Origin of the sequence: Ciceribacter lividus (assembly GCF_003337715.1) — a bacterium.
In the GTDB taxonomy this organism is placed as follows: Bacteria; Pseudomonadota; Alphaproteobacteria; order Rhizobiales; family Rhizobiaceae; genus Allorhizobium; species Allorhizobium lividum.
Genome location: NZ_QPIX01000007.1, coordinates 233,615 through 258,146 on the forward strand (window position 1 = coordinate 233,615; position 24,532 = coordinate 258,146).

Sequence of the window (24,532 nt, forward strand, 5' to 3'; positions counted from 1 at the left end):
TCAGTGCGCCTCGTCCCAGTTGGTCGCCGCACGAGCGTCAACCTTCAACGGCACCTTCATCGAGATCGCCGGCATGGCTGCTTGCTCCATCACGGAGACGATCAGCGGCATTGCGCCGGTGACCGCTTCTTCTTCGACTTCGAAGATCAGTTCGTCATGCACCTGCAGCAGCATGCGCGCCCGCTCTGCAAACCCTGCGGCCGCGAGCGCCGGCTCGACCTTGATCATCGCACGGCGGATGATGTCGGCAGCCGATCCCTGGATAGGCGCGTTGATCGCGGCGCGCTCGTTGAATGAGCGGACCTGGGGATTGGAGGATTTGATCTCCGGGTAACGCGCGCGTCGACCGAAGATGGTCTCGACATAGCCGTTTTCGCGAGCAAAGGCCTTGGTCGATTCCATGTAGTCCCTGATACCGGGGAAGCGCTCGAAATACTTCTTGATGTACTCTCCCGCCTCCGAGCGTTCGATGCCGAGCTGGTTCGCGAGGCCGAAGGCGGAGATGCCGTAGATGATGCCGAAGTTGATCGCCTTGGCGCGACGACGCACCTCGGCCGGCATGCCTTCGACAGGAACGCCGAACATCTCCGAAGCGGTCATCGCGTGGATGTCGATGCCATCGGCGAACGCCTGACGCAGTTGCGGAATGTCGGCGACGTGGGCAAGCACACGAAGCTCGATCTGGCTGTAGTCGGCCGAGACAAGGCGGTGGCCTGGCGTCGAAATGAAGGCGGTCCGGATCTTCCGGCCTTCAGCGGTCCGCACGGGAATGTTCTGCAGATTGGGCTCGGACGACGAAAGCCGGCCGGTGGTGGTTGAAGCAAGCGAATAGCTGGTATGCACGCGCTTCGTCTGCGGATGCACGTAACCCGGCAGCGCGTCCGTGTAGGTGGACTTGAGCTTGGTGAGCTGGCGCCAGTCGACGATCTTGCGCGGCAGCTCGACGCCGGCCGCAGCCAGGTCCTCCAGCACCTGCGCGGAGGTCGACCACTGGCCGGTCTTTGTCTTAGACCCACCCGGCAGACTCATCTTGCCGAACAGGATGTCGCCGAGCTGCTTGGGCGAACCGATGTTGAAACGCTCGCCGGCAAGCTCGTAAATCTCGGCTTCGTAAGCCGCCGCCTTCTGGGCAAGCTCGCCGGAGAGGCGCGAAAGAATCTGGCGATCGACGGTGATGCCGCGCTCTTCCATGCGCGCGAGAACCGGGATGAGCGGTCGCTCCAGCCGTTCGTAGACCTTGGTCAGGCCATCGGCGGCGAGCCGCGGCTTCAGCACCATCCAGAGCCGCAAGGTGACGTCCGCATCCTCGGCCGCATAGGCGGTCGCCCTGTCGATGTCGACCAGGTCAAATGTCACCGACGACTTTCCGGAGCCCGCGACCTCCTTGTAGGCGATCGGCGTGTGACCAAGCCAACGCTCCGAAAGCGCGTCCATTCCGTGATTGGTGCGGCCCGCCTCGAGGACATAGGAGATCAGCATCGTGTCATCGAAGCTCTCGATGACGATGCCGTGCCGCTTCATCAGCAGGTAGTCGTATTTTAGGTTCTGGCCGACCTTGAGGACCGAGCGGTCCTCCAACAGCGTCTTTAGGGCAGCGAGTGCCTCAGCCATCGGAATCTGTCCGTCGGCATGGCCTCCGCCCAGCAGATCGCCGACACCCGTCTTGTGGGCAAGCGGTACATAGGCCGCACGGATTTCGGTCGATCCGGCGGAGTGCGCGTTGTCCGCGATCGCCAGCGAGAAACCAACGAGCTCGGCCAGCATCGGGTCGAGCGAGGTCGTCTCCGTGTCGAAGGCAACGAGGCCAGTTTCGCGTGCAGCCGCAATCCATGTCGCCAGCGTCGGCAGATCACGAATCGTCTGGTAGCCGCCGATATCGATCGTCTTCCCGTGGAAAGCGTCCGCGCGGACTTTGGCAAGATCAGCAGGCGTCGGGCCGCTGGGAACGGCGGCCGATGCGATTGCCGAACCCGCGACGGGGGACGCAACGGCCGCGGCTCCGTTCTCAGCCGGCAGTTCGCCGGCGCCGAGATCAGGTCCGTGTGCGGTCGAACCCCACTCAATCTTCACCGGCGCCGGCTCGATCGCGCTTGCATCGCAGCCACAGGCTTCGGCCACGCGGCGCGTTAGGGTATTGAACTCCATCGTCTTGAGAAAGCCGATGAGCAGAGGGCCGTTCTGGTTTTCTAGCACCAGTTGGTCCAGCGGTACATCAAGAGACACGTCGGTACGAAGGGTGACGAGCGTGCGCGAAAGTCGCGCCAGATCTGCATTTGCGACGATGTTCTCGCGCCGCTTCACCTGCTTGATCTCGCCGGCCCTCGCAAGCAGCGTATCGAGATCACCATACTCTTCGAGCAGCTGGGCGGCAGTCTTCGGCCCGATTCCCGGGATGCCTGGAATGTTGTCCGTCGAATCGCCGGTCAACGCCTGCAGGTCGATCATCTTCTCAGGCGGCACGCCCCACTTCTCGATGACATCCGGGATGCCGATCTGCTTGTCCTTCATGCTGTCATACATGTGGACATTGGGGGTCACGAGCTGCATCAAATCCTTGTCGGAAGAGATGATCGTGACGTCGGCGCCGACGGCCTCCGCCAGGCGCGAATAGGTCGCGATGATGTCGTCGGCCTCGAAGCCTTCCTTCTCGATGCACGGAAGGTTGAAAGCACGGGTCGCCTCACGGATCAGTCCGAATTGCGGCACCAGGTCCTCCGGCGGCGCCGAGCGGTTCGCCTTGTACGCGTCGTAGAGCTCCTTGCGAAACGTCTTGGAGGAATAGTCGAAGACAACGGCGAAATGGGTGGGCGTCACGCCGACGGAAGTATCGCGCGCATCCGTCAACAGCTTCCAGAGCATGTTGCAGAAGCCGGCGACTGCGCCCACCGGCAGGCCGTCCGATTTTCGGGTGAGCGGCGGCAGGGCGTGGAACGCCCTGAAGATGAAGCCCGAACCGTCAACGAGGAAAAGATGATCGCCCTTTTTCATAGATGCATGGATAGCCTGCGACGGCGCAAAGGTCCATTGCGGTTTGTTGATCCTGATTTAAACTGGCTCGGCGATATGGCGCCGCATTCCGAGGGGAACACGATGAACCCGATCATCAGAACTTACATCTTCTATGGCCTGTTCATGTCGCTGTACGCCGCCATATCGTGGATGCTAGAAGATTCCGCATCGCTCATCTTCCTGAAGGCACTCGGTAGCGGAATGTACTTTCTGTCACAGGAGGGACTTCGCGCCCGTTTTCCCGAACGGTATGACGCGACACGCAGTCTGGCGACATGGATCGAATTCAAGCTCCTGAACGCCGTCTTGTTCGGGACTTTGATTACATTCATCAATTTTAAGCCGGACGCACCACTCGACACCACTTTTCGCGGCTTCGTGGCCGCCGCAGGCGTGGTGGCAGCGCTTGATATCGGCTTCCTTCTCTACGGGCGCCGGAGGCCCGAACGGCCTTCCTGAGAATCTTACAAATTTGTAATCCAGCATTCCCTTGAAAAGCCGCATTCTGCATCTCATCTCTTGGTCATCGGCGACTGATCACGCCGTAGTCTGAAAGAGGCCCGTCCCCCGCCGCTTCAGACTTGGGCAAAGGCCTTATCCCCCTCTCCGGGCCTTTGTCCCAGCTTTTCGGCGAAGCCGCCGTGGCCCCTCCTCCAAGCCACGGCGGCTTTGCTTTTGCCGATGATCATCGTTCCACACATCAATTTGTCGTCTGCCAGCCTCGTCACCCGACATGGTTTCGGCTATCGTCCGCCCGATTCAAACGACAGGACAGGATGATGAGCGACATTTCCGCCGTACTCGACTGCGCCGACAAGGCGCTTCCCCAGAGCCTCGACAGGCTTTTCGATCTCGTCAGAATCAAATCGATTTCGACCGACCCTGCCTACAAGGCGGATTGCCGCAAAGCGGCGGAATGGCTGGTGCGCGAACTGACGGCGCTCGGCTTCGAGGCCTCGGTCCGGGACACGCCCGGCCATCCGATGGTGGTGGCGCATCACGCTGCGGGGTCGCCGGATGCACCGCACGCCCTGTTCTACGGACACTACGACGTCCAGCCCGTCGACCCGCTCAATCTTTGGGAAAACGATCCTTTCGAGCCGGCGATCAAGGAGATCGAAGCCGGCCGCAAGGTGATCACCGGCCGCGGCACCTCCGACGACAAGGGGCAGTTGTTGACCTTCGTAGAGGCATGCCGAGCCTACAAGGAGATCAACGGGACGCTCCCGGTCCGCATCACCATTCTTTTCGAGGGCGAAGAGGAATCGGGATCTCCTTCGCTGAAGCCGTTCCTCGCCGCGAACGCCGAGGAACTGAAGGCCGACTTCGCGCTCGTCTGCGACACCAGCATGTGGGACGGTGAAACGCCGGCGATCGCCGCGGCGCTTCGCGGGCTCGTCGGAGAGGAGATCGTCATTTCCGCCGCCGACCGCGACCTTCATTCCGGCCTCTTCGGAGGTGCCGCGGCAAACCCGATTCACATTCTCGTTGACGTGCTTGCGGGCCTGCATGACGAAACGGGCCGGGTGACGTTGCCCGGTTTCTACGACGGCGTCGAAGAAACGCCCGCCAACATCAAGGCCTCGTGGGAAATCCTCGGCCGCACGGCCGAAAACTTCCTCGGCCAGGTCGGGCTTTCGGTCCCGGCAGGGGAGAAAGGCCGCTCCGTGCTGGAGTTGACCTGGGCGCGCCCGACGGCCGAAGTCAACGGAATCACCGGTGGCTATACCGGTGAAGGCTTCAAGACGGTCATTGCGGCGAAGGCGTCGGCCAAGGTCTCCTTCCGGCTCGTCGGAGACCAGGATCCGGCAAAGATCCGCGAGAGCTTCCGTGCCTATGTCCGCTCGAAGATCCCGGCGGACTGCTCGGTCGAATTCCATGAGCATGGCGGTTCGCCGGCAATCCAGCTCTCATACGATTCGCCGGTGCTGACGAAGGCGAAAAACGCACTGTCGGAAGAATGGCCGAAGCCGGCCGTGGTCATCGGCATGGGTGGCTCAATCCCGATCGTCGGCGATTTCCAGAAAATGCTCGGGATGGACTCGCTGCTGGTCGGCTACGGGCTGACCGACGATCGCATCCACTCGCCCAACGAGAAGTACGACCTCAAGTCCTTCCACAAGGGCATCCGGTCGTGGATCCGCATCTTGGACGCGCTCGCGACAAGTGCCAGGTAGCCGAAAAGCAAAAGGCCGGGGACGACCCGACCTTTTCTTCCATTTCACCGGTCCTGCCAGTACATCCGTGGTCAGGACCGGAAATGGGTGATGCCTCGCTTCTCGGCGCGTTCAACTTGCGCCGACCGACCTCATGACGACGATGCTGTCGCCTCAAGGTTAACATGAGGTTAATACGAGCGATCTTGAATGCTCGGCACCGCCTAAGCTTTATTGATGTCACATCGATTGTTCTGGAAACTGCAATGAGCCTTCAGTCTGTCAAAGATTTCTTCAGCCGCCACGCCCCCGAGATCGCCGTCATCGAAACGGAAGCAAGCTCGGCGACTGTTGCGCTCGCCGCCGAGGCGCATGGGGTGGAACCCGACCAGATCGCCAAGACGATCTGCCTGCGGATCGGCACCGAGCCGGTGCTCGTGGTCGCTGCCGGAACGAAGCGTTTGGACAATCGCAAGTTCAAGGACCGGTTCGGTGTCAAACCGCGGATGCTCGATGCCGAGGAGGTGCTGGCGACCACCTCTCATCCGGTCGGCGGAGTCTGCCCCTTCGGGCTGCCCTCGCCGATCAAGATCTTTTGCGACGTTTCACTTCAGGTCTTCGACGAGGTTGTCCCAGCAGCGGGTGCGACCAACGCGGCCGTTCGGATCGCCCCGCAGCGCCTGACTGCGCTGACGGGGGCGGAATGGGCCGATCTCTGCCAGTGACCGGCGCACGCGGTGAGAACGACTAGTGCCTTGAAAGACATAGATATTCGTCAGGCCCTTCTTTAACCTCCCCTTAAATCGCCGCATTTAAGGTTGAAGGCGGCCGCGATTAGACAAGGTGCCGATGTCGCCTCAGGACGGTCGCTACGACGCCCGGGGACAGATGACGGCGGCGCCAACATCAGGAGCACCACCGGCAGCGAATGGCAGGACGAGGCAGAGCGGACAAGCGTGTTGAGCCGACCTTCGAAGGAGGGCGCGGTGATGATGATTTTCGGCTGTCTGCCGGCGACCGCATCACACGCGGATCCTCTGTCGGGAAGGGCGGCAGCAAGCCGAGATCTCGCAAGCCGACCCGGTCTCGTCCGAAGCGCCAACGCGAAGGGGGGCTGAGCGGCCTTCTGCGCAGAATAGTCTACTGGTCAGTCGTACTCGGGCTATGGGGCGGCATCGTCTTGGCCGGGATTGTCGCCTATTACGGCGCACGGATGCCGAGCGCGAGCACCTGGTCGATTCCGGAGCGCCCCCCGAACATCAAGATCGTCTCCGTCGAGGGTGAGGTGATCGCCAACCGCGGGATGACCGGCGGCGAGGCTCTCGCGCTCGAGGACATGTCTCCGTACATTCCACAGGCGGTGATCGCGATTGAAGACCGCCGCTTCTACTCCCATTTCGGGGTGGACCCCTTCGGGCTCGTCCGGGCGATCATCAACAACGCTCTGCCCGGACGCGGGACCCAGGGTGGCTCCACGCTGACGCAGCAGCTTGCCAAGAACCTTTTCCTCTCGCCGGAACGGACGATCGAGCGGAAGGTGCAGGAAGTGTTGCTCGCCTTCTGGCTCGAGCACACGTACACCAAGGACCAGATCCTCGCGATGTACCTGAACCGCGTCTACTTCGGTTCCAATGCCTACGGTGTCGAGGCGGCGTCGAGGCGCTATTTCAACAAGTCGGCACGCGAAGTGAACCTTGGCGAGGCTGCGCTGTTGGCGGGATTGCTGAAGGCTCCGTCCCGGCTGTCACCCGCGCGCGACCCCGAAGCTGCAGAGGCTCGCGCCCAGGTCGTTCTCGGCGCAATGCGCGAGGCCGGTTTCATCACCGACGACGAGATCAAGACGGCCATGTCGCAGCCGCCTACCCGCGCGAAGCGTTACTGGTCGGGTGCCGGCCAGTACGTGGCCGACATGGTGATGGACGACGTGCGCACGCTGGTCGGAACGGTCGAGGACGATCTGGTCGTCGAGACGACGATCGACATGTCGCTCGAGAAGAAGGCGGAAGCGGCGCTCCTCGACATGCTCGCTCGTGACGGCGAAAAGTCGAAGGCGTCCCAGGCAGCCCTGGTTTCCATCGACGGCACCGGAGCGATCCGTGCTCTCGTTGGTGGCAGGGACTACGCCGAGAGCCAGTTCAACCGCGCTGTCAAGGCGAAGCGTCAGCCGGGGTCCGCTTTCAAGCCGTTCGTTTATGTCTCCGCACTTGAAATCGGACTGCGGCCGGAATCGGTCCGTAACGACGCGCCGATCAGGATCGGCAAGTGGACACCGGAGAATTATGACCAGAAGTATCGCGGTCCGGTCACGTTAACTTCCGCGCTCGCCAACTCCCTGAACACCATCGCCGCCGAACTCGTGATGGAGGTCGGCCCCGAACACGTGGTCAAGGTCGCCCACCGCCTCGGCATCGAATCCGAGTTGCAGGCGAATGCGTCGATCGCGCTCGGAACCTCGGAAGTGTCGTTGCTCGAACTTACGTCGGCCTATGCTCCTTTCATGAACGGCGGCTACAAGGCAACCCCGCACGTTGTTCGCCGCATCACGACACCCGACGGCAAGATCCTCTATGAAAATGACTACGCCAATCCGCCGCAGGTTCTCAGCGAGCAGATCGTCGCGGCAATGAACATGATGCTGACGCATGTCATCGAGGACGGTACAGGCAAGAACGCACGCCTGAAGGGCTGGCCGGCTGCCGGCAAGACCGGAACCACGCAATCCTTCCGCGACGCGCTTTTTGTCGGCTATACCGGCAACCTGACGACGGGCGTCTGGTTCGGAAACGACGACGGCACCTCGATGAAGAAGGTGACGGGCGGCGGTCTGCCGGCGAAAGCATGGCACGAGTTCATGACGGACGCTCATTCGGGTCTGACGCCGATGCCCCTCGGCGGCGCACCCTACGAACCGCAAGACATGCAGCAGCAGCCGGAACCGCTTTCGATCGGCTCGATCATTTCGGAGGTCTTCTCACCCGCCGAGGAACGCTATCCCGCCGTTCCCGCAGCCCCCGTCTCGCCGGCCGCGGCGAAGGGCAATGCCCCGGGGGTGCGGCAGGCGCCGATTCCGCCCGGCGAAGTAGGCCGCGGGGATGCGACACCGCCGCAGGCCGCTCGGCGAACGACACTTCTCGACATCATCATGGGACAGTGAGCGGCAAGCTGCATCAAGGTCCCCGACGGCTGGCACCCGCCGCGTCCGGCACCGGCGAAAACCGCCTCCCCCGGTGACGCCCAATCTGTTCTTTTTACTGGATTACAGCCGATTTGGAGCCTTGCAGTCGGAAAAACCGCTTCTTATATACGCGACATAACCGCAGACGAGACTGCGATTTTAGGACCATCCACGTCGAGGGGCTGTCAGGGGAATGCCTGTTCGGGGTTCCGACAGCTTGCTTCAAGGAGAGAATGACATGGCAAAAGTAATCGGTATCGACCTTGGAACGACCAATTCTTGCGTCGCCGTGATGGACGGCAAAGACGCCAAAGTTATCGAGAATTCCGAAGGTGCGCGCACCACGCCGTCAATGGTGGCATTTACCGATGATGGCGAGCGTCTGGTAGGTCAGCCGGCAAAGCGCCAGGCCGTGACCAATCCGACCAACACGCTTTTTGCGGTGAAGCGACTGATCGGCCGCCGCTACGAGGACCCGACCGTCGAAAAGGACAAGGGCCTCGTCCCGTTCCATATCGTCAAGGGCGACAACGGCGACGCGTGGGTCGAGGCGAACGGCAAGGGTTATTCCCCGTCTCAGATCTCCGCCATGGTCCTTCAGAAGATGAAGGAAACGGCCGAATCCTATCTCGGCGAAAAGGTCGAGAAGGCCGTCATCACCGTTCCCGCCTACTTCAACGATGCCCAGCGTCAGGCAACCAAGGACGCCGGCCGCATCGCGGGCCTCGAAGTCCTGCGCATCATCAACGAGCCGACGGCGGCCGCATTGGCCTATGGCCTCGACAAGAAGGAAGGCAAGACGATTGCCGTCTACGACCTTGGCGGCGGTACCTTCGATATTTCGATCCTGGAGATCGGCGACGGCGTCTTCGAAGTGAAGTCGACCAACGGCGACACCTTCCTCGGCGGTGAAGACTTCGACATGCGTCTCGTCGAATACCTCGCCAACGAATTCAAGAAGGACAACGGCATCGACCTGAAGAACGACAAGCTTGCTCTGCAGCGTCTGAAGGAAGCTGCCGAAAAGGCGAAGATCGAGCTCTCCTCGGCGCAGCAGACCGAAATCAACCTGCCGTTCATCACGGCCGACGCTTCCGGTCCGAAGCACCTGACGATGAAGCTCACCCGCGCCAAGTTCGAAAGCCTGGTCGACGATCTCGTCCAGCGCACCGTTGCACCGTGCAAGGCGGCCCTGAAGGACGCGGGCGTTTCCGCCAGCGAAATCGACGAAGTGGTTCTGGTCGGTGGCATGAGCCGTATGCCGAAGGTTCAGGAAACCGTAAAGCAGCTGTTCGGCAAGGAGCCGCACAAGGGTGTGAACCCGGACGAAGTGGTCGCCATGGGTGCCGCCATCCAGGCCGGCGTCCTGCAGGGTGACGTCAAGGACGTCCTGCTTCTCGACGTGACCCCGCTGTCGCTCGGCATCGAAACGCTCGGCGGTGTCTTCACCCGTCTGATCGATCGCAACACGACGATCCCGACCAAGAAGAGCCAGGTCTTCTCGACGGCTGACGACAACCAGCAAGCAGTGACCATCCGGGTGTCGCAGGGCGAGCGCGAGATGGCGGCCGACAACAAGCTGCTCGGTCAGTTCGACCTCGTCGGCCTGCCGCCGGCTCCGCGCGGTGTGCCGCAGATCGAAGTCACCTTCGACATCGATGCCAACGGCATCGTCCAGGTATCTGCGAAGGACAAGGGTACCGGTAAGGAACAGCAGATCCGCATCCAGGCCTCCGGTGGCCTTTCCGACGCCGACATCGAGAAGATGGTCAAGGACGCCGAGGCGCATGCCGAGGATGACAAGAAGCGTCGTGCAGGTGTCGAAGCGAAGAACCATGCCGAAAGCCTGATCCATTCGACGGAGAAATCGCTGAAGGAATATGGCGACAAGGTTTCGGAGAGCGACCGCAAGGCGATCGAAGATGCCATCGCCGCCCTCAAGACCTCTGTCGAGGCTTCCGAGCCCAACGCCGACGACATCCAGGCCAAGACCCAGTCGCTCATGGAGGTTTCCATGAAGCTTGGTCAGGCGATCTACGAAGCCCAGCAGGCGGAAGCCGGCGAGGGTGGAGCATCTGCCAAGGGCGATGACGACGTCGTCGACGCCGACTACGAGGAAGTCAAGGACGAAGACGCGAAGAAGTCCGCCTGATGCGGAGGCCGACGAAGCGTCTGACACTCGAGAGGCTGGCCTTCGGGCCAGCCGCATTTTCGTTGATCCTCTGCGCGACGGCGGTGACCGCAAGCGCTGAAACCGCTGCTCGCCCGGAAGATGTTTTTCGCAAGGTTAGCACCGCGGAAGCGAGCGTTGTGCGCGCACTCGGTCGTCGGGACAGCAATGCGCTGGCGAAAACCGTCGGTGAATTGGGTCAGCTTATTGACGCCGCCCTGAAGCGCCGTGAACAAGGGCAGGAAGCGACCGCCTGCGACATGGCTGCGCATTCGCTTGCGTTCGCGGCGGTCTCTGCCGCCGAGGGCCTCTCCAACCAAGGAGAGGGCCGGCGCGTTCTCTTTCAGGATGCGATATCGGCAGCAGCGGATTTCCGCCAGGATGTGCGGGCCTGCGAGAAGCTGATAGGAAGGAACACCGGCAGCCACACGAGTGTGGAGAAGGCCTTGAGAGCTTTGTAAGACCATGGCAAAAGCAGATTACTACGAAACCCTCGGGGTTGTCCGCACCGCGGACGAGAAGGAACTGAAGAGTGCCTTTCGAAAGCTGGCGATGAAGTATCACCCGGACAAGAATCCGGGAGACCAGGATGCTGAGCGGAAGTTCAAGGAAATCAATGAAGCCTATGAGACGCTGAAGGATCCGCAGAAGCGCGCAGCCTACGATCGCTTCGGTCATGCGGCGTTCGAGCAGGGCGGCATGGGCGGCGGCGGTTTCCAGGGTGGCGGCTTTGCCGGCGGCGGCTTCTCCGACATTTTCGAAGATATCTTCGGCGAGATGATGGGCGGTGGACGTGGCGGACGAGCCCGTTCCAGCGGCGGCCGCGAACGCGGCGCCGATTTGCGCTACAACATGGAAATCACCCTCGAGGAAGCTTTCACGGGCAAGACGGCGCAAATCCGCGTGCCAACCTCGATTACCTGCGACGTCTGTACGGGGACCGGGGCAAAGCCGGGAACGAAGCCGACGACCTGCGCCACCTGCCAGGGTAGCGGCCGGATTCGAGCCGCCCAGGGCTTCTTCTCCATCGAGCGGACCTGCCCGACCTGTCACGGTCGCGGTCAGACGATCTCCGACCCCTGCACCAAGTGCCATGGACAGGGCCGGGTCACCGAGGAGCGTTCGCTTTCAGTCAACATCCCCTCCGGCATCGAGGATGGAACGCGTATTCGTTTGCAGGGAGAAGGTGAGGCAGGATTGCGTGGCGGCCCTGCGGGAGACCTCTATATCTTCCTTTCGGTCAAGCCGCATGAATTCTTCCAGCGCGACGGCGCCGATCTCTATTGCTCGGTCCCGATCTCGATGACAACCGCTGCGCTCGGCGGCACGTTCGATGTGGTCACGCTCGACGGGACGAAGTCGCGCGTAACGGTTCCCGAAGGCACGCAGGCCGGCAAGCAGTTCCGCCTGAAGGCGAAAGGAATGCCGGTGCTGAGATCGTCGCAGACGGGTGATCTCTACATCCAAATCCAGATCGAAACGCCGCAGAAGCTCACCAAACGTCAACGCGAGCTGTTGCAGGAGTTCGAACAGATCTCGTCGAAGGAAAACAACCCGCAGTCCAGCGGCTTCTTCGCCCGGATGAAGGACTTCTTCGATACGCTCAGCGACTGAGCACGAAGGTATGCAGACGTTGGAAAGGCCGGGGGATGCGTTCTCCCGGCCTTTCTTGTTCTTGACCATTGGTCAGTCACCTATGGGCGCGGCAACCGGGCGACAAACCAGCCGAAGTGTCGCTGAATCGCCGGCGCGATACCGTAGATGATCGAGAAGACCATCACCGGTGCGATCACCAGCGTACGTTGCCAGAGGGGCCAACTCTCGGTCAGCGGCAATACGATGTAGAGCAACGCCGTGACGAACGGATAGACGGCAACCAGCATGATCATTGCGAGGCGGAACTTCGACGGGACGGGTACCCTGCCGGCCTGGGCGGAATTTGTATGCGCCATGAGGAACTCCATATGAACGGAACGTTTCGTTCTATATAGAAACGAGCCGTTTCGTTCAAGTGCTTTCTTGTGCTATTGTCGGGCATCGAAATGGCTACAGCGATGAACGACGACCAAGACCTCACCAAACGCCGCACCTCGATCGGGGCCCAACGCAATCCGGCGAGCCAGGAGGCGATCCTGCAGGCTGCCGCCGAAATTCTTGCCGAGCACGGGCCGAAGTCATTCTCCATTGAAGCTGTCGCCAAGCGCGCGAAGGCCGGCAAGCCGACGATCTACCGATGGTGGCCGAACAAGGCGGCCCTCCTTCTCGACACCTACCATCGTCAGAAGAACCCCCATCTGCATGCGGATTCCGGAGACCTGCAACGTGACCTCACCTGGTTCCTGACGGAACTCTTGGCCTTTTGGCGTCGAGGCGGCAGTGGCGCAATTTTCCGTTCCGTGATCGCCGAAGCGCAGACCGATCAGGCCGCGTGCGAGGCGCTGGGGGCCTATCTGGCGGAGCGCCGCAAACATTTGGGAGCGCAAATCCGGGCGACTCAGGCGCGCGAGAATATCGGCGCAGAGGTGAACCCGGAACTCGTGGCGGAAATGCTCTCGGGCTTTGCCTGGATAAGGCTGCTGACCAACCGCCTCGAAATTGACGAGGAAGAGGCTGGAAAGGTGGTAAAGACCATTCTCGACGGCATCCGGGGTCGGGGATAACCTGTCCGCGATCAGTAATGCGGCGGCCGGGTGATCGCCGGCGCGTCGAGTGATTGTTCCTCCAGCGCCAGAAAGCGTTCCGTCAGCCTGTCGAGCTTGGCACGGGTCTGCTCGACGACCTTCCACTGGCTGGCAAGCTGTTCGGAAAGCTCCTCGATCACCCGTCCTTGATGGGCGAGCATTTCCTCGAGACGCGTGATGCGGTTCTCTTCTTCTGACATGGCACTCTCCGCCTCGGGTTGGTCTCACGCGTTCATGCAGAAAACCGGCTCGATGAGTCAATTGCTCCCGTCCGAGCTAACGTTGTTTCTTCTTCCTGTAAGGCATCAGCATGATCGCCGAGGCGGTCACGGCCGCGGCGAAGGTCAACGCCAAAGGGGCGCCGATGAGGACTGCCGGCAGGATCGGATTTTGCGCATGAACGATCCGTGTGCCAAGCCCGCCGACGTCAAACCATATCAGAAGGACGGTAACGCCAACGCCCAGAAGGGCGCCGAAGGCCGCATTGAACGCGAGGAAGTGCAGCATTTCCCAGTGATCCCGGCGCGCCTCCTCAGGTGTCAGTTCGTCGCGATCGGGCATCATGGGCTACGCCTTCAGGTCTTCGTGCTGCTCATTCATCTCGTTTCGATAATATATGAGGGTGAACCTGGATCGCCACCGGCAGATCGTCGCGCCGTCCCACGTACTCGTAGGGCGGAAAATCGACGCTCGTCCTTGCCTTCGCCGGACATTCCGCCTAGGTCGTGGGGAACACTGAAACCGGCAACGATGACGCATCGAGTTTTTCTCCGCGAGCTGAAGCTTACCGACTTCCGCAACTATGCGAGGGTGTCGCTGCCGCTCGACAGCCGCCATGTCGTCCTCACCGGTGAAAACGGGGCCGGCAAGACCAATCTCATGGAAGCGGTCTCCTTCCTCTCCCCCGGCAGGGGGCTTCGCCGCGCCGCTCTTGCAGATGTCGCACGCGTCGGCGCAGCCGGTGGGTTTGCGGTCTTCGCCGACCTCGAGGGAATGGAGGGTGACGTCGAGATCGGCACCGGCACGGATGGCGGAGACGACGCTCTGGTGCGGCGCCTCCGCATCAACGGCACAGCCGCAAAATCCGTCGATGAACTCACCGATCATCTCCGCGTGCTCTGGCTGACACCCGCGATGGACGGTCTCTTCACCGGTCCTTCGGCCGATCGGCGGCGGTTCCTCGACCGTTTGGTCCTGTCGCTTGATCCGGCGCACGGCAGACGCGCGAGCGATTTCGAGCGGGCGATGCGCGGGCGCAACCGACTCCTCGCCGAAGGGCGCTTCGACCCTGCCTGGCTCGGCGGCGTTGAAAGGCAAATGGCGTCCCTTGGGGTGGCAATGGCGCTCGCGCGCCAGGAGATGCTGGGTTTGCTCACGGCCCTCGTTGACGCCCAGGATCTGTCCTCGGCATTTCCTTCCGCCAGCCTTGCGCTCTCCGGCTTCCTGGACGATGAAATTGCCGCTCCGGCGATCGATCTCGAAGACCGCTACGCGGCAATACTGGCGGAAGGACGCTACCGTGATGCCGCCGCTGGACGAACGCTCGAAGGTCCTCACCGCAGCGATCTTCTCGTGCGTCACCGTGAGAAGAACATGGAGGCCGAGCGCTGCTCTACGGGAGAACAGAAGGCACTGCTCGTCGGCCTGGTGCTTGCCCATGCACGGCTCGTCGCCAATATGACCGGACACGCGCCGATCCTCCTTCTCGATGAGATCGCCGCCCATCTCGACGAGGGTCGACGCGCCGCGCTGTTCGACCGTATCGATGCGCTCGGCGGTCAGGCGTTCATGACGGGAACAGACAAGTCGATGTTTTCCGCGCTCGGTGACCGAGCCCGGTTTGTCACCGTGAGCGACGGCCACCTCAACGTCTGACCGGGATACTTTCTCCGGCAGGCAAAGCGTGCCATCATCCGCTCATGGAAGCACTGACCCCCGAAGAGATATCCCGTTACAAGCGTCACATCCTGCTCTCCGAAGTGGGCGGAGTTGGACAGCAGAAGCTCAAGAGGGCACGCGTGATGGTCGTCGGTGCCGGCGGCTTGGGTTCGCCTGTTCTCCAGTACCTCGCGGCAGCCGGCGTCGGCACGCTCGGTATCGTCGATGACGATCGCGTCTCGCTCTCCAATCTGCAACGGCAGGTGATTCACGACAGCGGCACAATCGGCGAGATGAAGACCCGAAGCGCCGCGGGGGCAATTGCCCGGCTTAACCCGCACGTCACGGTCCTTTCCTACGAGGAACGGTTTTCAGCCGACATGGCGGAGCGCCACCTTGGGCGCTTTGACCTCCTGATCGACGGCTCCGACAATTTCGACACGCGCTATGCGGCCGCTGATGCGGCCGAGCACGCGCGCGTGCCACTGGTTACCGGGGCAGTCGGGCGCTTCGACGGATCGCTGACCGTGCTGAAGCCTTATGAAGCCGGCCCTGATGGCCTCGCCAATCCGACTTATCGCGATCTTTTCCCCTCCGCTCCGCCACCCGGGCTCGTACCCTCATGTGCAGAGGCCGGAATCATCGGCGCCCTCACCGGCGTCATCGGCACGCTCATGTCCATGGAAGCGATCAAGCTCATTACCGGCATCGGCGAGCCGCTCGTCGGCAGGCTCTTGCTGTATGATGCTCTTGCCGGACGCTTCGACACGGTTCGCTACAAGCGCCGCGCGCCATCGGGCAGTTGACCAAGGGGGCAAAGGGGCTGCAGTGGCAATCCAGATAGCGCGTATCGATGACCACTTCGAACGGTATGACGAACTGCTGCAGGTCATTCTCTCGGCCTTCGCGTACATGGAAGGCGTCGTTGATCCACCCTCCTCCGCGGCACGGCTGACGCCTCAGGTGCTACAAGACAAAAGTGGCAGCGAAATCGCCTATGTGGCTCTCGAGGGCGATCGCATCGTCGGCTGCGTCTTCCTGCGACCGGAGCCGCCGGAAACGCTGTATGTCGGGAAGCTGGCCGTCCTGCCGGATGCGCAGGGAAAAGGTGTCGGTGGTCGGCTTTTGATGCTTGCAGAGCAAATAGCGCGGGCGGAGGGCCTTTGCGCCTTGCGGCTGGAAGTGCGGGTTGAGCTCACCCGCAACCGGAGCTATTTTGCAGGCTACGGTTTCGTCAAGACGGCCGAGAACCGGCATCCAGGCTTCGACCGAACGACTTCGATCGAGATGCGCAAGGCGCTCTCGTGACTTTTACGCCCGACCGGGCAGAACCCGGTTCGGTGGTCGGTGCCCGTCGAAGAAGGTGCGAATGTTGATGATGACCTTGTCGCCCATGTCGATGCGGCCTTCGATGGTGGCGGAGCCCGTATGGGGGAGAAGCACGACCTTGCCCTCGGCTGCAAGCTTCACCAGCTTCGGATTGATCGCTGGTTCATTTTCAAAGACGTCGAGGCCCGCGCCGGCGATCTTGCCCTCGCGCAAGCACTGGATCAAGGCGGATTCGTCGATAATGTCGCCGCGAGCGGTGTTGACGATGTAGCTGGTCGGCTGCATCAGCGCGAGCCGACGTGCCGACAGAAGATGGAAGGTGGCAGGCGTAGACGGGCAGTTGACCGAGACGATGTCCACACGAGCGAGCATCTGGTCGAGACTGTCCCAGTAGGTTGCCTCGAGCGCTTCCTCGGTTGCCGGATTGACCCTCTTCCGATTGTGGTAGTGGATCGAGAGGCCGAACGCCTTGGCGCGGCGGGCAACGGCGGTACCGATGCGCCCCATACCGATGATCCCGATCCGCTTGCCCCATATCCGGCGTCCGAGCATCCAGGTCGGCGACCATCCCGCCCAGTCACCAGGATTTTCGATCAGGATTCGTGCGCCTTCGACGAGCCTGCGCGGCACGGCCAGAATAAGGGCCATGGTCATGTCGGCAGTGTCTTCTGTCAGCACGTTCGGCGTGTTGGTGACCGTGATACCCTTGCGGGCCGCAGCGTCGACGTCAATATGGTCGAAGCCGTTCGAGAAGCTGGCGATCAGCTTCATCTGAGGACCGGCCTGCTCGATCAGTGCCGCGTCTATCCTGTCGGTGACCGTCGGCACGAGAACATCGGCCGTCTGCATCGCAACCACCAGCTCCGGCTGCGTGCGGGGTCTGTCATCTATGTTGAGCTCGGCATCGAAGAGTTCGCGCATGCGGGTTTCCACGGCGTCCGGCAGTTTCCGGGTTATGTAAACCTTCGGTCTTTTCTTGTTCGTCATGGGAACGTTCGATACCTTGTTCAGAGGTCATTAACCAAGTGCGATGATAATCCCACCACTCAGGGCAATTTCTACCAAACCCGCCAGCGAAGACAAACAAAACTCGCAACGGCGGACTTGGGTTTTCGTCGCAGAGCCGCCATGGCGGCGCGAGCCCACCGGAGAGATCCCGACCTCGTTGGATGATGGAACGACCATGCGTGAACTTGTGCTTCGAATCGGTCTTGTTGCAAGTCTGGTCTTCGCAGCGACCGTCGCAGCTCCTGCAGCCGCCGGAGCCCAGGTGTCGAAAGGCCTGAGCGGCCTGCCCCTTCCACGTTTCGTCAGCCTCAAGGCCAAGCGCGTCAACATGCGCATCGGACCGAGCACCGACTATGCAGTCTCTTGGCTTTATCTCAAGTCCGGGCTGCCCGTCGAAATTATCCAGGAATACGACAACTGGCGACGCATCCGTGACGCTGACGGGACCGAGGGCTGGGTGAACCAGTCGTTGCTTTCGGGTGAACGAACGGCAATCGCCGCACCGTGGATGCGTGGCGACAATGTCTATGTAAACCTGCGGCGCGATTCGCTGCCGACCGCGGCCGTCGTGGCCAAACTGGAACCAGGCGTCGTCCTAACGCTGGACGAATGCAACGGAAACTGGTGCCATGCCGAGGCAAACGGCGTCGAAGGCTGGGTCTCGCAAGCGGAGATCTGGGGCGCCTATCCCGGCGAAGCCTTCAAATAAGCCCGAGTTCCCGGCCGGCCTGCTCCAGCGAGATCAGCGGGCGCGGGCCGATCTGCTGGATGACGACACCGGCGGCAAAGCAACCGAGACGTCCGCAGTCATAAAGCGAGCGCCCCTGCGTATAGCCGTAGAGGAAACCGGCTGCGAAGAGATCGCCCGCGCCAGTGGTGTCGACAAGCTCATCGATATGCATTGCATCGGCCCGGATACGTTCTGCCCCCTTCACGATCACGGCACCCTTCTCACTCATGGTAACGGCCGCCAGCTTGCAGTCCCGGGCCAGTCGCTCCAGTGCAAGGTCGAAGTCGTCCGTTTCGTAGAGCGCAAGCACCTCCTGCGTGTTCGAAAAGACGATATCGACCGTTCCTGAGCGCATGAGATCGAGAAATTCCGCGCGGTACCGATCAACGCAAAAGCTGTCGGAGAGCGTCATCGACATCTCGCGCCCATTTTCATGAGCGATGCGCGCGCAATCGAGGATGGCCTGCTTCGCACGCGGCGGATCCCAAAGATATCCTTCGAAATAAGTGACCTTCGATGACGCGACGACCTCGGCCTCGACATCCTCGGGCCCGAACTCGACGCAGGCGCCGAGATGGGTGTTCATCGAGCGCTCTCCGTCACTCGTCACGAAGATCATGCTGCGCGCGGTGGGGGGATTGTTGCCCTTCGGCCGGGTCTCATAGTGGACGCCCTGGGCGCGGATGTCGTGGATGAAGATCTTGCCAAGCTGGTCGTCGGCCACCTTGCCGAAATAGGCAGCCTTACCGCCGAGATTTGCAATGCCGGCGGCGGTATTGCCCGCGCTGCCACCCGAGGCCTCTACCGCCGGCCCCATCAGAGCGTAGAGCCTCTCCGCCCGCTCCGCATCGATCAGGTTCATGGCTCCCTTGGTGATCTCGTTTTCCGTCAGGAACCTGTCGTCACATCTGGAAATGATGTCGACAATGGCGTTGCCCACCGTGAGCACATCGAACTTGACCATGAAATGCGGATCCCCTCTGAGACATGTTCGTCGGAGGTCATAGCGTTTTTTCCGCGGTTGGGAAGGCCAAACGCCAGCCTGCGACGATTTCACGACGTCACACGGCCGTTACATGGGGCGGCTAGAACTCCTTACGCGCCGAGATGCGATTCCCCGTCTCCCGGCATGCCACCGAACGGAGCGATCATCTCCGGACACCGGATTGCCGCTAGCCACGGATGTACTGGCGGCGTCGCAATCCGGCAGCTGGTGCGGCATTGCCACAAGGCTTATAGATTAGCGTCGGGAAACGTACACCCTCCGGACTTACGGCTGGTCGTCGCGGAACTGCAACGTTAGAGTGGCGCGTCTTCCACCTCCCCTCCGAGAACATCTCCCCGAATGCCCGAGATTACCCTTAACGTTCTGCCGATCTTCATACTCATTCTGATCGGGTGGGCCCTGGTCAGAACGGGGCTGCTCAAAGACGAACTCGGAGATTCGCTCGGAGAGTTCGTCTTCAAGGTCGCGGTCCCGGTTCTACTCTTTCGAACGATCGCCGAGGCCGACTTTCACGGCGCCTCTCCTTTCCGACTCTGGATTGCCTATTTTGCCGGCGTCGGGGTGACCTGGACCGTTGGTCATCTGATCGCAACGCGCATCTTTGAGCGCGATGCGCGTGTCGGCGTGCTCGCCGGGGTTTCCTCAGCCTTTGCAAACAACGTCTTCATCGGACTGCCACTCGTCAGCCGCATCGTCGGCAGCGATGGCATCGTCGCGCTTTCCATTCTGCTCGCGGTCCATCTGCCACTCATGATGATCATCGGCACGGTTCTCATGGAACAGGCCGAACGAAAGATCAGCGGCGGCAGTTCACGTGGACTGCTCGCCATCTTCACGCAGATTGGCGGCAATCTTGCCCGCAACCCACTGGTCATCGGACTTGCGGCCGGCGTCGTGGCTCACGTCTCCGGCCTGCCGATCCCCGGCGTCCTGGACAGCGTGGTCAACCAGATCGCTGCGATGGCCGCGCCGACGGCACTGCTTTCCCTCGGCATGGCCCTCAACAAGTACGGTATCTCCGGGAACTTCCGCATCGCCGGCGCCACTTCGGCGTTGAAGCTGCTGTTGATGCCCGCCTGCGTTTGGGGGGCTTGCCGCTTGGTTGGCCTCGGTCACGAGTGGACGATGGCGATGGTGCTGACGTCCTCGGTGCCGACCGGCATCAATGCATGGCTGATCGCTAACCGTTTTGGCGTCGGGCATGGCCTCGCCGCCTCGACGATCACCCTGACAACGGCGGCCGGCGTAGCAACCGTCAGCTTGTGGGCCTGGCTATTGAGCTGAGCGGTCGCGTCAGGCGAGTGGGCGAAAATAGCTGGGTTACAAACGAAGATGCCCGGCACAGGGCCGGGCATCATTTCCGAGATCGCTCGAGAAGCCGATCAGTTCGTCGGCGTCGGAAGCGGAGCCGGCGCGTCGGACAGGGAGCGCAGATAGGCTATGAGATCCGCGCGTTCCTTTTCGTTCTTCAGGCCGGCGAAACCCATGGCCGTGCCGGCGACAAGCTTTTTCGGCGCGGTGATGAAGTGATTCAGGTTGTCATAGGTCCAGGTGGTCGAGCCGCCCTGCGAAAAATCCTTCATCGCAGCCGAGTAACCGAAGCCCTCGTGCGAAGCGACCGGGCGGTCGACCACGCCGTAGAGGTTCGGACCGACCTTGTTCGGTCCGCCCTTGGAACCGTCATGACAGCTTGTGCACTTCTTGAAGACCTTTTCGCCAGCGGCGGCGTCGGCGGTTGCCAGCAGGGTCGCGATCGGGGTTTCCGCAGCGGCTGCGGCCTCGGCACCAGCTTCAGGCTGCGCGGCACCTTCAGCGACGATGGCGTAACCTTCCTTTTCCGGCTTCTCCGAGCGGAAGATGCCTTCAGAGGCGATGGACACCGTCAACAGAACGAAGACGGTCCCAAGCAGAGCTCCAACGCCCATGTTCACATATGAATTCATCTGCAAACGCTCCCCATGCAGCCGGCGGTCACGAACCGGACGATCTTGAAATCGGGCGGAACCTATGTCTTTTGCTTGACAGTTGCAACACGATTGTGGTCCCGGAATTGGGACTTTTTGACACTTTTCCTGCGGGATTAGAAGGGCCGGCAATGAACAAACCCGTTTTCGAGAAGACACTGGTATTGATACCGGCCCGCATGGCATCGACCCGTCTGCCCGGCAAGCCGCTCGCTGACATCTGTGGCCAGCCGATGATTGTACAGGTCGCGCGTCGCGCTCTCGAAGCCAATGTCGGGCGGATCATCGTGGCGGTCGACGATCCCCGCACCTTCGAGGCGGTCGAAAAGGCCGGCTTCGAGGTCGTCATGACCCGCGCGGATCACCCCTCGGGCTCGGACCGCATCTATGAGGCGCTGACCAAGGCCGATCCGGACGGCCAGATCGATACCGTCATCAACGTACAGGGCGACCTGCCGACGATCGAGCCCGAGACAATCCGTGCAGCCCTCCGGCCACTCGAGGATGAGCGGACTGACATCGCGACCTTGACCGTCGAGATTACCGACGAGGAAGAAAAGACCAATCCGAATGTCGTCAAAGTCGTGGGCTCGCCGCTTTCGGAAGGCCGCCTTCGGGCGCTCTATTTCACCCGTGCGACCGCTCCCCATGGCGCCGGACCACTCTATCATCATATCGGTCTTTACGCGTACCGCCGTGCAGCACTCGAGAAATTCGTTTCGCTGCCACCCTCACCGCTCGAAAAACGCGAGTCACTCGAACAGTTGCGGGCGCTTGAAGCGGATATGCGGATCGATGTGGAGATCGTCAATTCGATCCCGCTCGGCGTCGACACCCCTGCGGATCTCGACAAGGCTCGACAGATTCTCGCTGCCAAAGACAACCAGTAACGGACTCGCCATGACGAACAAGACCAACAAGATCGCATTTCAGGGCGATTTCGGCGCAAATTCCGACATGGCATGCCGCGACATGTTCCCGGACATGTCGCCACTTCCCTGCCCAACGTTCGAGGATGCCTTCGTGGCCGTCGAGAACGGCGACGCGGACCTCGCCATGATCCCGATCGAAAACACCATCGCCGGGCGGGTGGCCGATATCCATCACCTGTTGCCGGAGTCCCGCCTGCACATCGTCGGCGAGTACTTCATGCCCATCCGATTCCAGCTGATGGTGCTTCCCGGCGTTGCGAAGGACGAAATCCGCACGGTGCACAGCCATATCCACGCGCTCGGACAATGCCGCAAGATCATCCGCAACAATGGCTGGAAGCCGGTCGTCGCCGGCGACACCGCCGGCGCGGCAAAGTTGGTCGCCGAAACCGGCGAGCGATCCATGGCAGCCCTTGCACCGCGACTTGCCGCCGATCTCTATGGTCTCGAAATCATTGCCGAGAATGTCGAGGATACCGAGAACAACGTCACCCGTTTCGTCGTCCTGTCGCGCGACGAGACCATTGCCAAGCGTTCTTCGCCTGGCGAACTCATCGTCACCACCTTCATCTTCAACGTCCGCAACATTCCCGCCGCGCTCTACAAGGCACTCGGCGGTTTTGCGACGAACGGCATCAACATGACGAAGCTGGAAAGTTATCAGATCGGGGGCAAGTTCGTGGCAACCCAGTTCTATGCGGATATCGAAGGCCACCCGGATGACACGCCGGTCATGCAGGCCCTGGAAGAACTGCGCTTCTTCTCGGAAAAAGTCCGCATTCTCGGCGTCTACAAGGGCCACCCGATGCGGGGCAAGCTCTAGGTCCGCTCGCCCCTGGACCGCACGATTTTCGCAATTTCCGGGGGACGCCTCAATGGGGCCAGTCCAGCCAGTCCCGCAGCAGACGATTGGCGATCGTTCCCTCGATCGGCGTCGTCCAGCCGTTGGCGGCGCGCGACGCCATCATCTCTTCGACCTCGGTCCTCGTGAACCATCGGCAGTCGGCAAGCTCAAAGGTATCGCGGCTGACCTCGCTAGAAAGCGCCTCGGCAAAACACCCGATCATCATCTGATGGGGCATGGGCCAGGGCTGCGAAGCGTGATAGCGCACCCGGCCGATCTCAATCCCCGCTTCCTCGTAGGTTTCGCGGCGAACCGCATTCTCGATTGTCTCGCCCGGTTCCACGAAGCCAGCCAGGCAGGAATACATGCCGTCCGGGAAGCGATGATTGCGACCAAGGAGGCACAGATCGCGCGTCTCGTCGATCACCAGCATGATCGCGACCGGGTCTGTCCGCGGGAAAATCGTGTGGTCGCAGGCCTGACAGACCCGTTTGTACCCGCCGATTCGGCCTTCCGTCGCGCTGCCGCAGCGGCCACAGAAGCGGTTGTCCATGTTCCACTGGAGAAGGCTGAGTGCCTGCGCCGCCTCGCCCTGCAGATCCTCGCCGACCAGTTCGTCGCGAAAGAGCGAACGGGCGTCAGCGGCCTTGTAGTGATTGGCGAGTTCCTCTGCCGCACTGCGCACGGGCACGGCGAGCCGCGGCTCGCCTGTCGGCTGGAATCCCAAGAGAACAGCGTTGTCGAAGTCGGGATCAAGCTCCGGCAATTCATAGGGCGCGAACAGCGGATCAAGAACCTGCCCGTCGTGCTTGAGGATGAGCTTCGGCCCGGCGAATGCAAGAATGTGGGCGCCTTCAACCGCGAGCGCCTGCTCCAGGCAGTCCTCTTCCCGGTGTTCGCTACGTCGGTCGAGTCCATTCCTGGAAAAGGCGGTAAGCGTGCTGGCTTCGGGATGCGGAGTGTCGAGATCGAAGATGGATTTGCTCATGACTGAAGGGCTTCGAGAAGCTTCCGTTTGAATTCACCGCAAGGCTGCGCCTCATAGGGAACGGCCGAACCGTGTCCCCAGACGGGGCCCGGCCAATTCGCGTCCCCTTCGAAGCGGGCGATAACGTGAACATGAAGCTGTCGAACAATATTGCCAAGAGCGCCGACGTTTATTTTGACAGCGCCAGTCGCCCTCTTGAGCGCGGACGCCACCAGATTCTGCTCGAAGGTCAACACTGCCTGGTCGAGCGGCGTGAGGTCGAAGACCTCGCTGACATCCGGACGTTGCGGCACGAGGACGAGCCATGGCCAACGGCTGTCGCGCATGAGCCGGACATCGCAGAGGCCGAGCAGCGTCAGGCGCTCACTGTCGCGCGTCAGTCTCTCATCGAGCTCGAACTTGACCAAGAATGCCTCCTTTTCCAGCGTTTCTCCATAGATAGCAGTTTTTTGGCGGCTTGGCTTGCATTTGCTTCCGTAATTGCCGATATGTGCTCTCGGGAGGTTGGTGGTGGACGAGCCACTCGCCAACCGGGTCAGGTCCGGAAGGAAGCAGCCCTAACGAGCCCGGCACGGGTCATCGTGCCAGCCTCCCACCTTCCGTTCTACATGGCCGGCAGGATGAAGGGTCGAAAGACCCGAACGGGACGACTCTAACGCTGG

At 61.5% G+C, this 24,532-nt stretch carries 24 protein-coding genes and 1 other RNA gene; 16 read left to right on the forward strand and 9 right to left on the reverse strand.

Annotation, left to right across the window (positions count from 1 at the left end; genetic code table 11):
• The gene (polA, locus tag DFR48_RS14215; RefSeq protein WP_114363793.1) at positions 1-2,988 is read right to left on the reverse strand and encodes a DNA polymerase I; all 2,988 of its coding nucleotides are present in this window, start codon (positions 2,986-2,988) and stop codon (positions 1-3) included.
• Here polA and DFR48_RS14220 point away from each other — a divergent pair.
• From DFR48_RS14220 to dnaJ, 7 genes are all read left to right on the forward strand, one after another.
• The gene (locus DFR48_RS14220; protein ID WP_147273544.1) at positions 2,971-3,468 is read left to right on the forward strand and encodes a hypothetical protein; all 498 of its coding nucleotides are present in this window, start codon (positions 2,971-2,973) and stop codon (positions 3,466-3,468) included. The genes polA and DFR48_RS14220 overlap by 18 nt on opposite strands.
• 320 nt (positions 3,469-3,788) lie before the next feature.
• Positions 3,789-5,186, forward strand: a complete 1,398-nt coding sequence (locus DFR48_RS14225) for a dipeptidase (RefSeq protein WP_114363795.1) — start codon at positions 3,789-3,791, stop codon at positions 5,184-5,186.
• Between the two features lie 245 nt (positions 5,187-5,431).
• Positions 5,432-5,890 (forward strand): YbaK/EbsC family protein, encoded by a 459-nt coding sequence (locus tag DFR48_RS14230; RefSeq protein ID WP_114363796.1) that lies wholly within the window; start codon positions 5,432-5,434, stop codon positions 5,888-5,890.
• 203 nt (positions 5,891-6,093) lie between these two features.
• Positions 6,094-8,319 (forward strand): transglycosylase domain-containing protein, encoded by a 2,226-nt coding sequence (locus DFR48_RS14235; RefSeq protein ID WP_114363797.1) that lies wholly within the window; start codon positions 6,094-6,096, stop codon positions 8,317-8,319.
• A gap of 259 nt (positions 8,320-8,578) precedes the next feature.
• Complete coding sequence (dnaK, locus tag DFR48_RS14240; protein WP_114363798.1) at positions 8,579-10,492, forward strand: molecular chaperone DnaK; 1,914 nt, start codon at positions 8,579-8,581, stop codon at positions 10,490-10,492.
• Between the two features lie 83 nt (positions 10,493-10,575).
• Complete coding sequence (locus tag DFR48_RS14245; RefSeq protein ID WP_245415613.1) at positions 10,576-10,971, forward strand: hypothetical protein; 396 nt, start codon at positions 10,576-10,578, stop codon at positions 10,969-10,971.
• Between the two features lie 4 nt (positions 10,972-10,975).
• Positions 10,976-12,124 carry a molecular chaperone DnaJ gene (gene dnaJ / locus DFR48_RS14250; RefSeq protein WP_114363800.1) on the forward strand — a complete coding sequence of 383 codons (1,149 nt, stop codon included), beginning with the start codon at positions 10,976-10,978 and terminating at the stop codon, positions 12,122-12,124.
• Between the two features lie 80 nt (positions 12,125-12,204).
• Here the strand turns inward: dnaJ and DFR48_RS14255 are convergent, their stop codons facing one another.
• Entirely contained in the window at positions 12,205-12,462 is a 258-nt protein-coding gene (locus DFR48_RS14255) for a putative antibiotic biosynthesis monooxygenase (RefSeq protein WP_114363872.1), read from the reverse strand.
• 102 nt (positions 12,463-12,564) lie between these two features.
• Between DFR48_RS14255 and DFR48_RS14260 the strand changes: the two genes are divergently transcribed.
• Positions 12,565-13,170 (forward strand): TetR/AcrR family transcriptional regulator, encoded by a 606-nt coding sequence (locus DFR48_RS14260; protein ID WP_114363801.1) that lies wholly within the window; start codon positions 12,565-12,567, stop codon positions 13,168-13,170.
• Positions 13,171-13,181: 11 nt separating this feature from the next.
• Here the strand turns inward: DFR48_RS14260 and DFR48_RS14265 are convergent, their stop codons facing one another.
• Both DFR48_RS14265 and DFR48_RS14270 read right to left on the reverse strand, forming a co-directional pair.
• A complete protein-coding gene (locus DFR48_RS14265) occupies positions 13,182-13,391 on the reverse strand; it encodes a SlyX family protein (protein WP_114363802.1) in 210 nt (69 codons plus the stop codon).
• Positions 13,392-13,467: 76 nt separating this feature from the next.
• Positions 13,468-13,752 (reverse strand): hypothetical protein, encoded by a 285-nt coding sequence (locus DFR48_RS14270; RefSeq protein WP_245415614.1) that lies wholly within the window; start codon positions 13,750-13,752, stop codon positions 13,468-13,470.
• Positions 13,753-13,941: 189 nt separating this feature from the next.
• On the opposite strand from DFR48_RS14270, the gene recF reads away from it, so the two are divergent.
• Genes recF through DFR48_RS14285 form a run of 3 tightly spaced genes read left to right on the forward strand, consistent with a single transcriptional unit; the run spans position 13,942 to position 16,377 of the window.
• The gene (gene recF, locus DFR48_RS14275; protein WP_114363803.1) at positions 13,942-15,066 is read left to right on the forward strand and encodes a DNA replication/repair protein RecF; all 1,125 of its coding nucleotides are present in this window, start codon (positions 13,942-13,944) and stop codon (positions 15,064-15,066) included.
• A 44-nt stretch (positions 15,067-15,110) separates the two neighbouring features.
• Positions 15,111-15,875 (forward strand): molybdopterin-synthase adenylyltransferase MoeB, encoded by a 765-nt coding sequence (locus tag DFR48_RS14280; RefSeq protein WP_114363804.1) that lies wholly within the window; start codon positions 15,111-15,113, stop codon positions 15,873-15,875.
• A 28-nt stretch (positions 15,876-15,903) separates the two neighbouring features.
• Positions 15,904-16,377, forward strand: a complete 474-nt coding sequence (locus DFR48_RS14285; RefSeq protein WP_114363874.1) for a GNAT family N-acetyltransferase — start codon at positions 15,904-15,906, stop codon at positions 16,375-16,377.
• A gap of 3 nt (positions 16,378-16,380) precedes the next feature.
• On the opposite strand, the gene DFR48_RS14290 is transcribed toward DFR48_RS14285, so the two are convergent.
• Positions 16,381-17,385: a 2-hydroxyacid dehydrogenase gene (locus DFR48_RS14290; RefSeq protein ID WP_112686094.1), complete on the reverse strand. Its 1,005-nt coding sequence runs from the start codon at positions 17,383-17,385 to the stop codon at positions 16,381-16,383.
• 196 nt (positions 17,386-17,581) lie between these two features.
• Between DFR48_RS14290 and DFR48_RS14295 the strand changes: the two genes are divergently transcribed.
• Positions 17,582-18,115 carry an SH3 domain-containing protein gene (locus DFR48_RS14295; RefSeq protein WP_114363805.1) on the forward strand — a complete coding sequence of 178 codons (534 nt, stop codon included), beginning with the start codon at positions 17,582-17,584 and terminating at the stop codon, positions 18,113-18,115.
• On the opposite strand, the gene DFR48_RS14300 is transcribed toward DFR48_RS14295, so the two are convergent.
• Entirely contained in the window at positions 18,108-19,100 is a 993-nt protein-coding gene (locus DFR48_RS14300) for an adenosine kinase (protein WP_114363806.1), read from the reverse strand. The two genes, DFR48_RS14295 and DFR48_RS14300, sit on opposite strands and share 8 nt — an antisense overlap.
• 381 nt (positions 19,101-19,481) lie before the next feature.
• Here DFR48_RS14300 and DFR48_RS14305 point away from each other — a divergent pair, with 381 nt between their 5' ends.
• A complete protein-coding gene (locus tag DFR48_RS14305) occupies positions 19,482-20,426 on the forward strand; it encodes an AEC family transporter (RefSeq protein ID WP_114363807.1) in 945 nt (314 codons plus the stop codon).
• A gap of 98 nt (positions 20,427-20,524) precedes the next feature.
• On the opposite strand, the gene DFR48_RS14310 is transcribed toward DFR48_RS14305, so the two are convergent.
• Positions 20,525-21,085: a c-type cytochrome gene (locus DFR48_RS14310; RefSeq protein WP_114363808.1), complete on the reverse strand. Its 561-nt coding sequence runs from the start codon at positions 21,083-21,085 to the stop codon at positions 20,525-20,527.
• Positions 21,086-21,237: 152 nt separating this feature from the next.
• On the opposite strand from DFR48_RS14310, the gene DFR48_RS14315 reads away from it, so the two are divergent.
• Positions 21,238-21,996: a 3-deoxy-manno-octulosonate cytidylyltransferase gene (locus tag DFR48_RS14315; protein ID WP_114363809.1), complete on the forward strand. Its 759-nt coding sequence runs from the start codon at positions 21,238-21,240 to the stop codon at positions 21,994-21,996.
• A 10-nt stretch (positions 21,997-22,006) separates the two neighbouring features.
• A complete protein-coding gene (locus tag DFR48_RS14320; RefSeq protein WP_114363810.1) occupies positions 22,007-22,861 on the forward strand; it encodes a prephenate dehydratase in 855 nt (284 codons plus the stop codon).
• Between the two features lie 49 nt (positions 22,862-22,910).
• On the opposite strand, the gene nudC is transcribed toward DFR48_RS14320, so the two are convergent.
• Together nudC and DFR48_RS14330 are read right to left on the reverse strand one after the other, a co-directional pair.
• Positions 22,911-23,870, reverse strand: a complete 960-nt coding sequence (gene nudC, locus DFR48_RS14325) for an NAD(+) diphosphatase (RefSeq protein ID WP_114363811.1) — start codon at positions 23,868-23,870, stop codon at positions 22,911-22,913.
• Complete coding sequence (locus DFR48_RS14330; protein WP_114363812.1) at positions 23,867-24,277, reverse strand: HIT domain-containing protein; 411 nt, start codon at positions 24,275-24,277, stop codon at positions 23,867-23,869. The genes nudC and DFR48_RS14330 overlap by 4 nt, the downstream gene beginning before the upstream one ends.
• A gap of 92 nt (positions 24,278-24,369) precedes the next feature.
• On the opposite strand from DFR48_RS14330, the gene ffs reads away from it, so the two are divergent.
• Positions 24,370-24,466: signal recognition particle sRNA small type (gene ffs, locus DFR48_RS14335), an RNA gene on the forward strand.
• Positions 24,467-24,532: the final 66 nt, after the last annotated feature.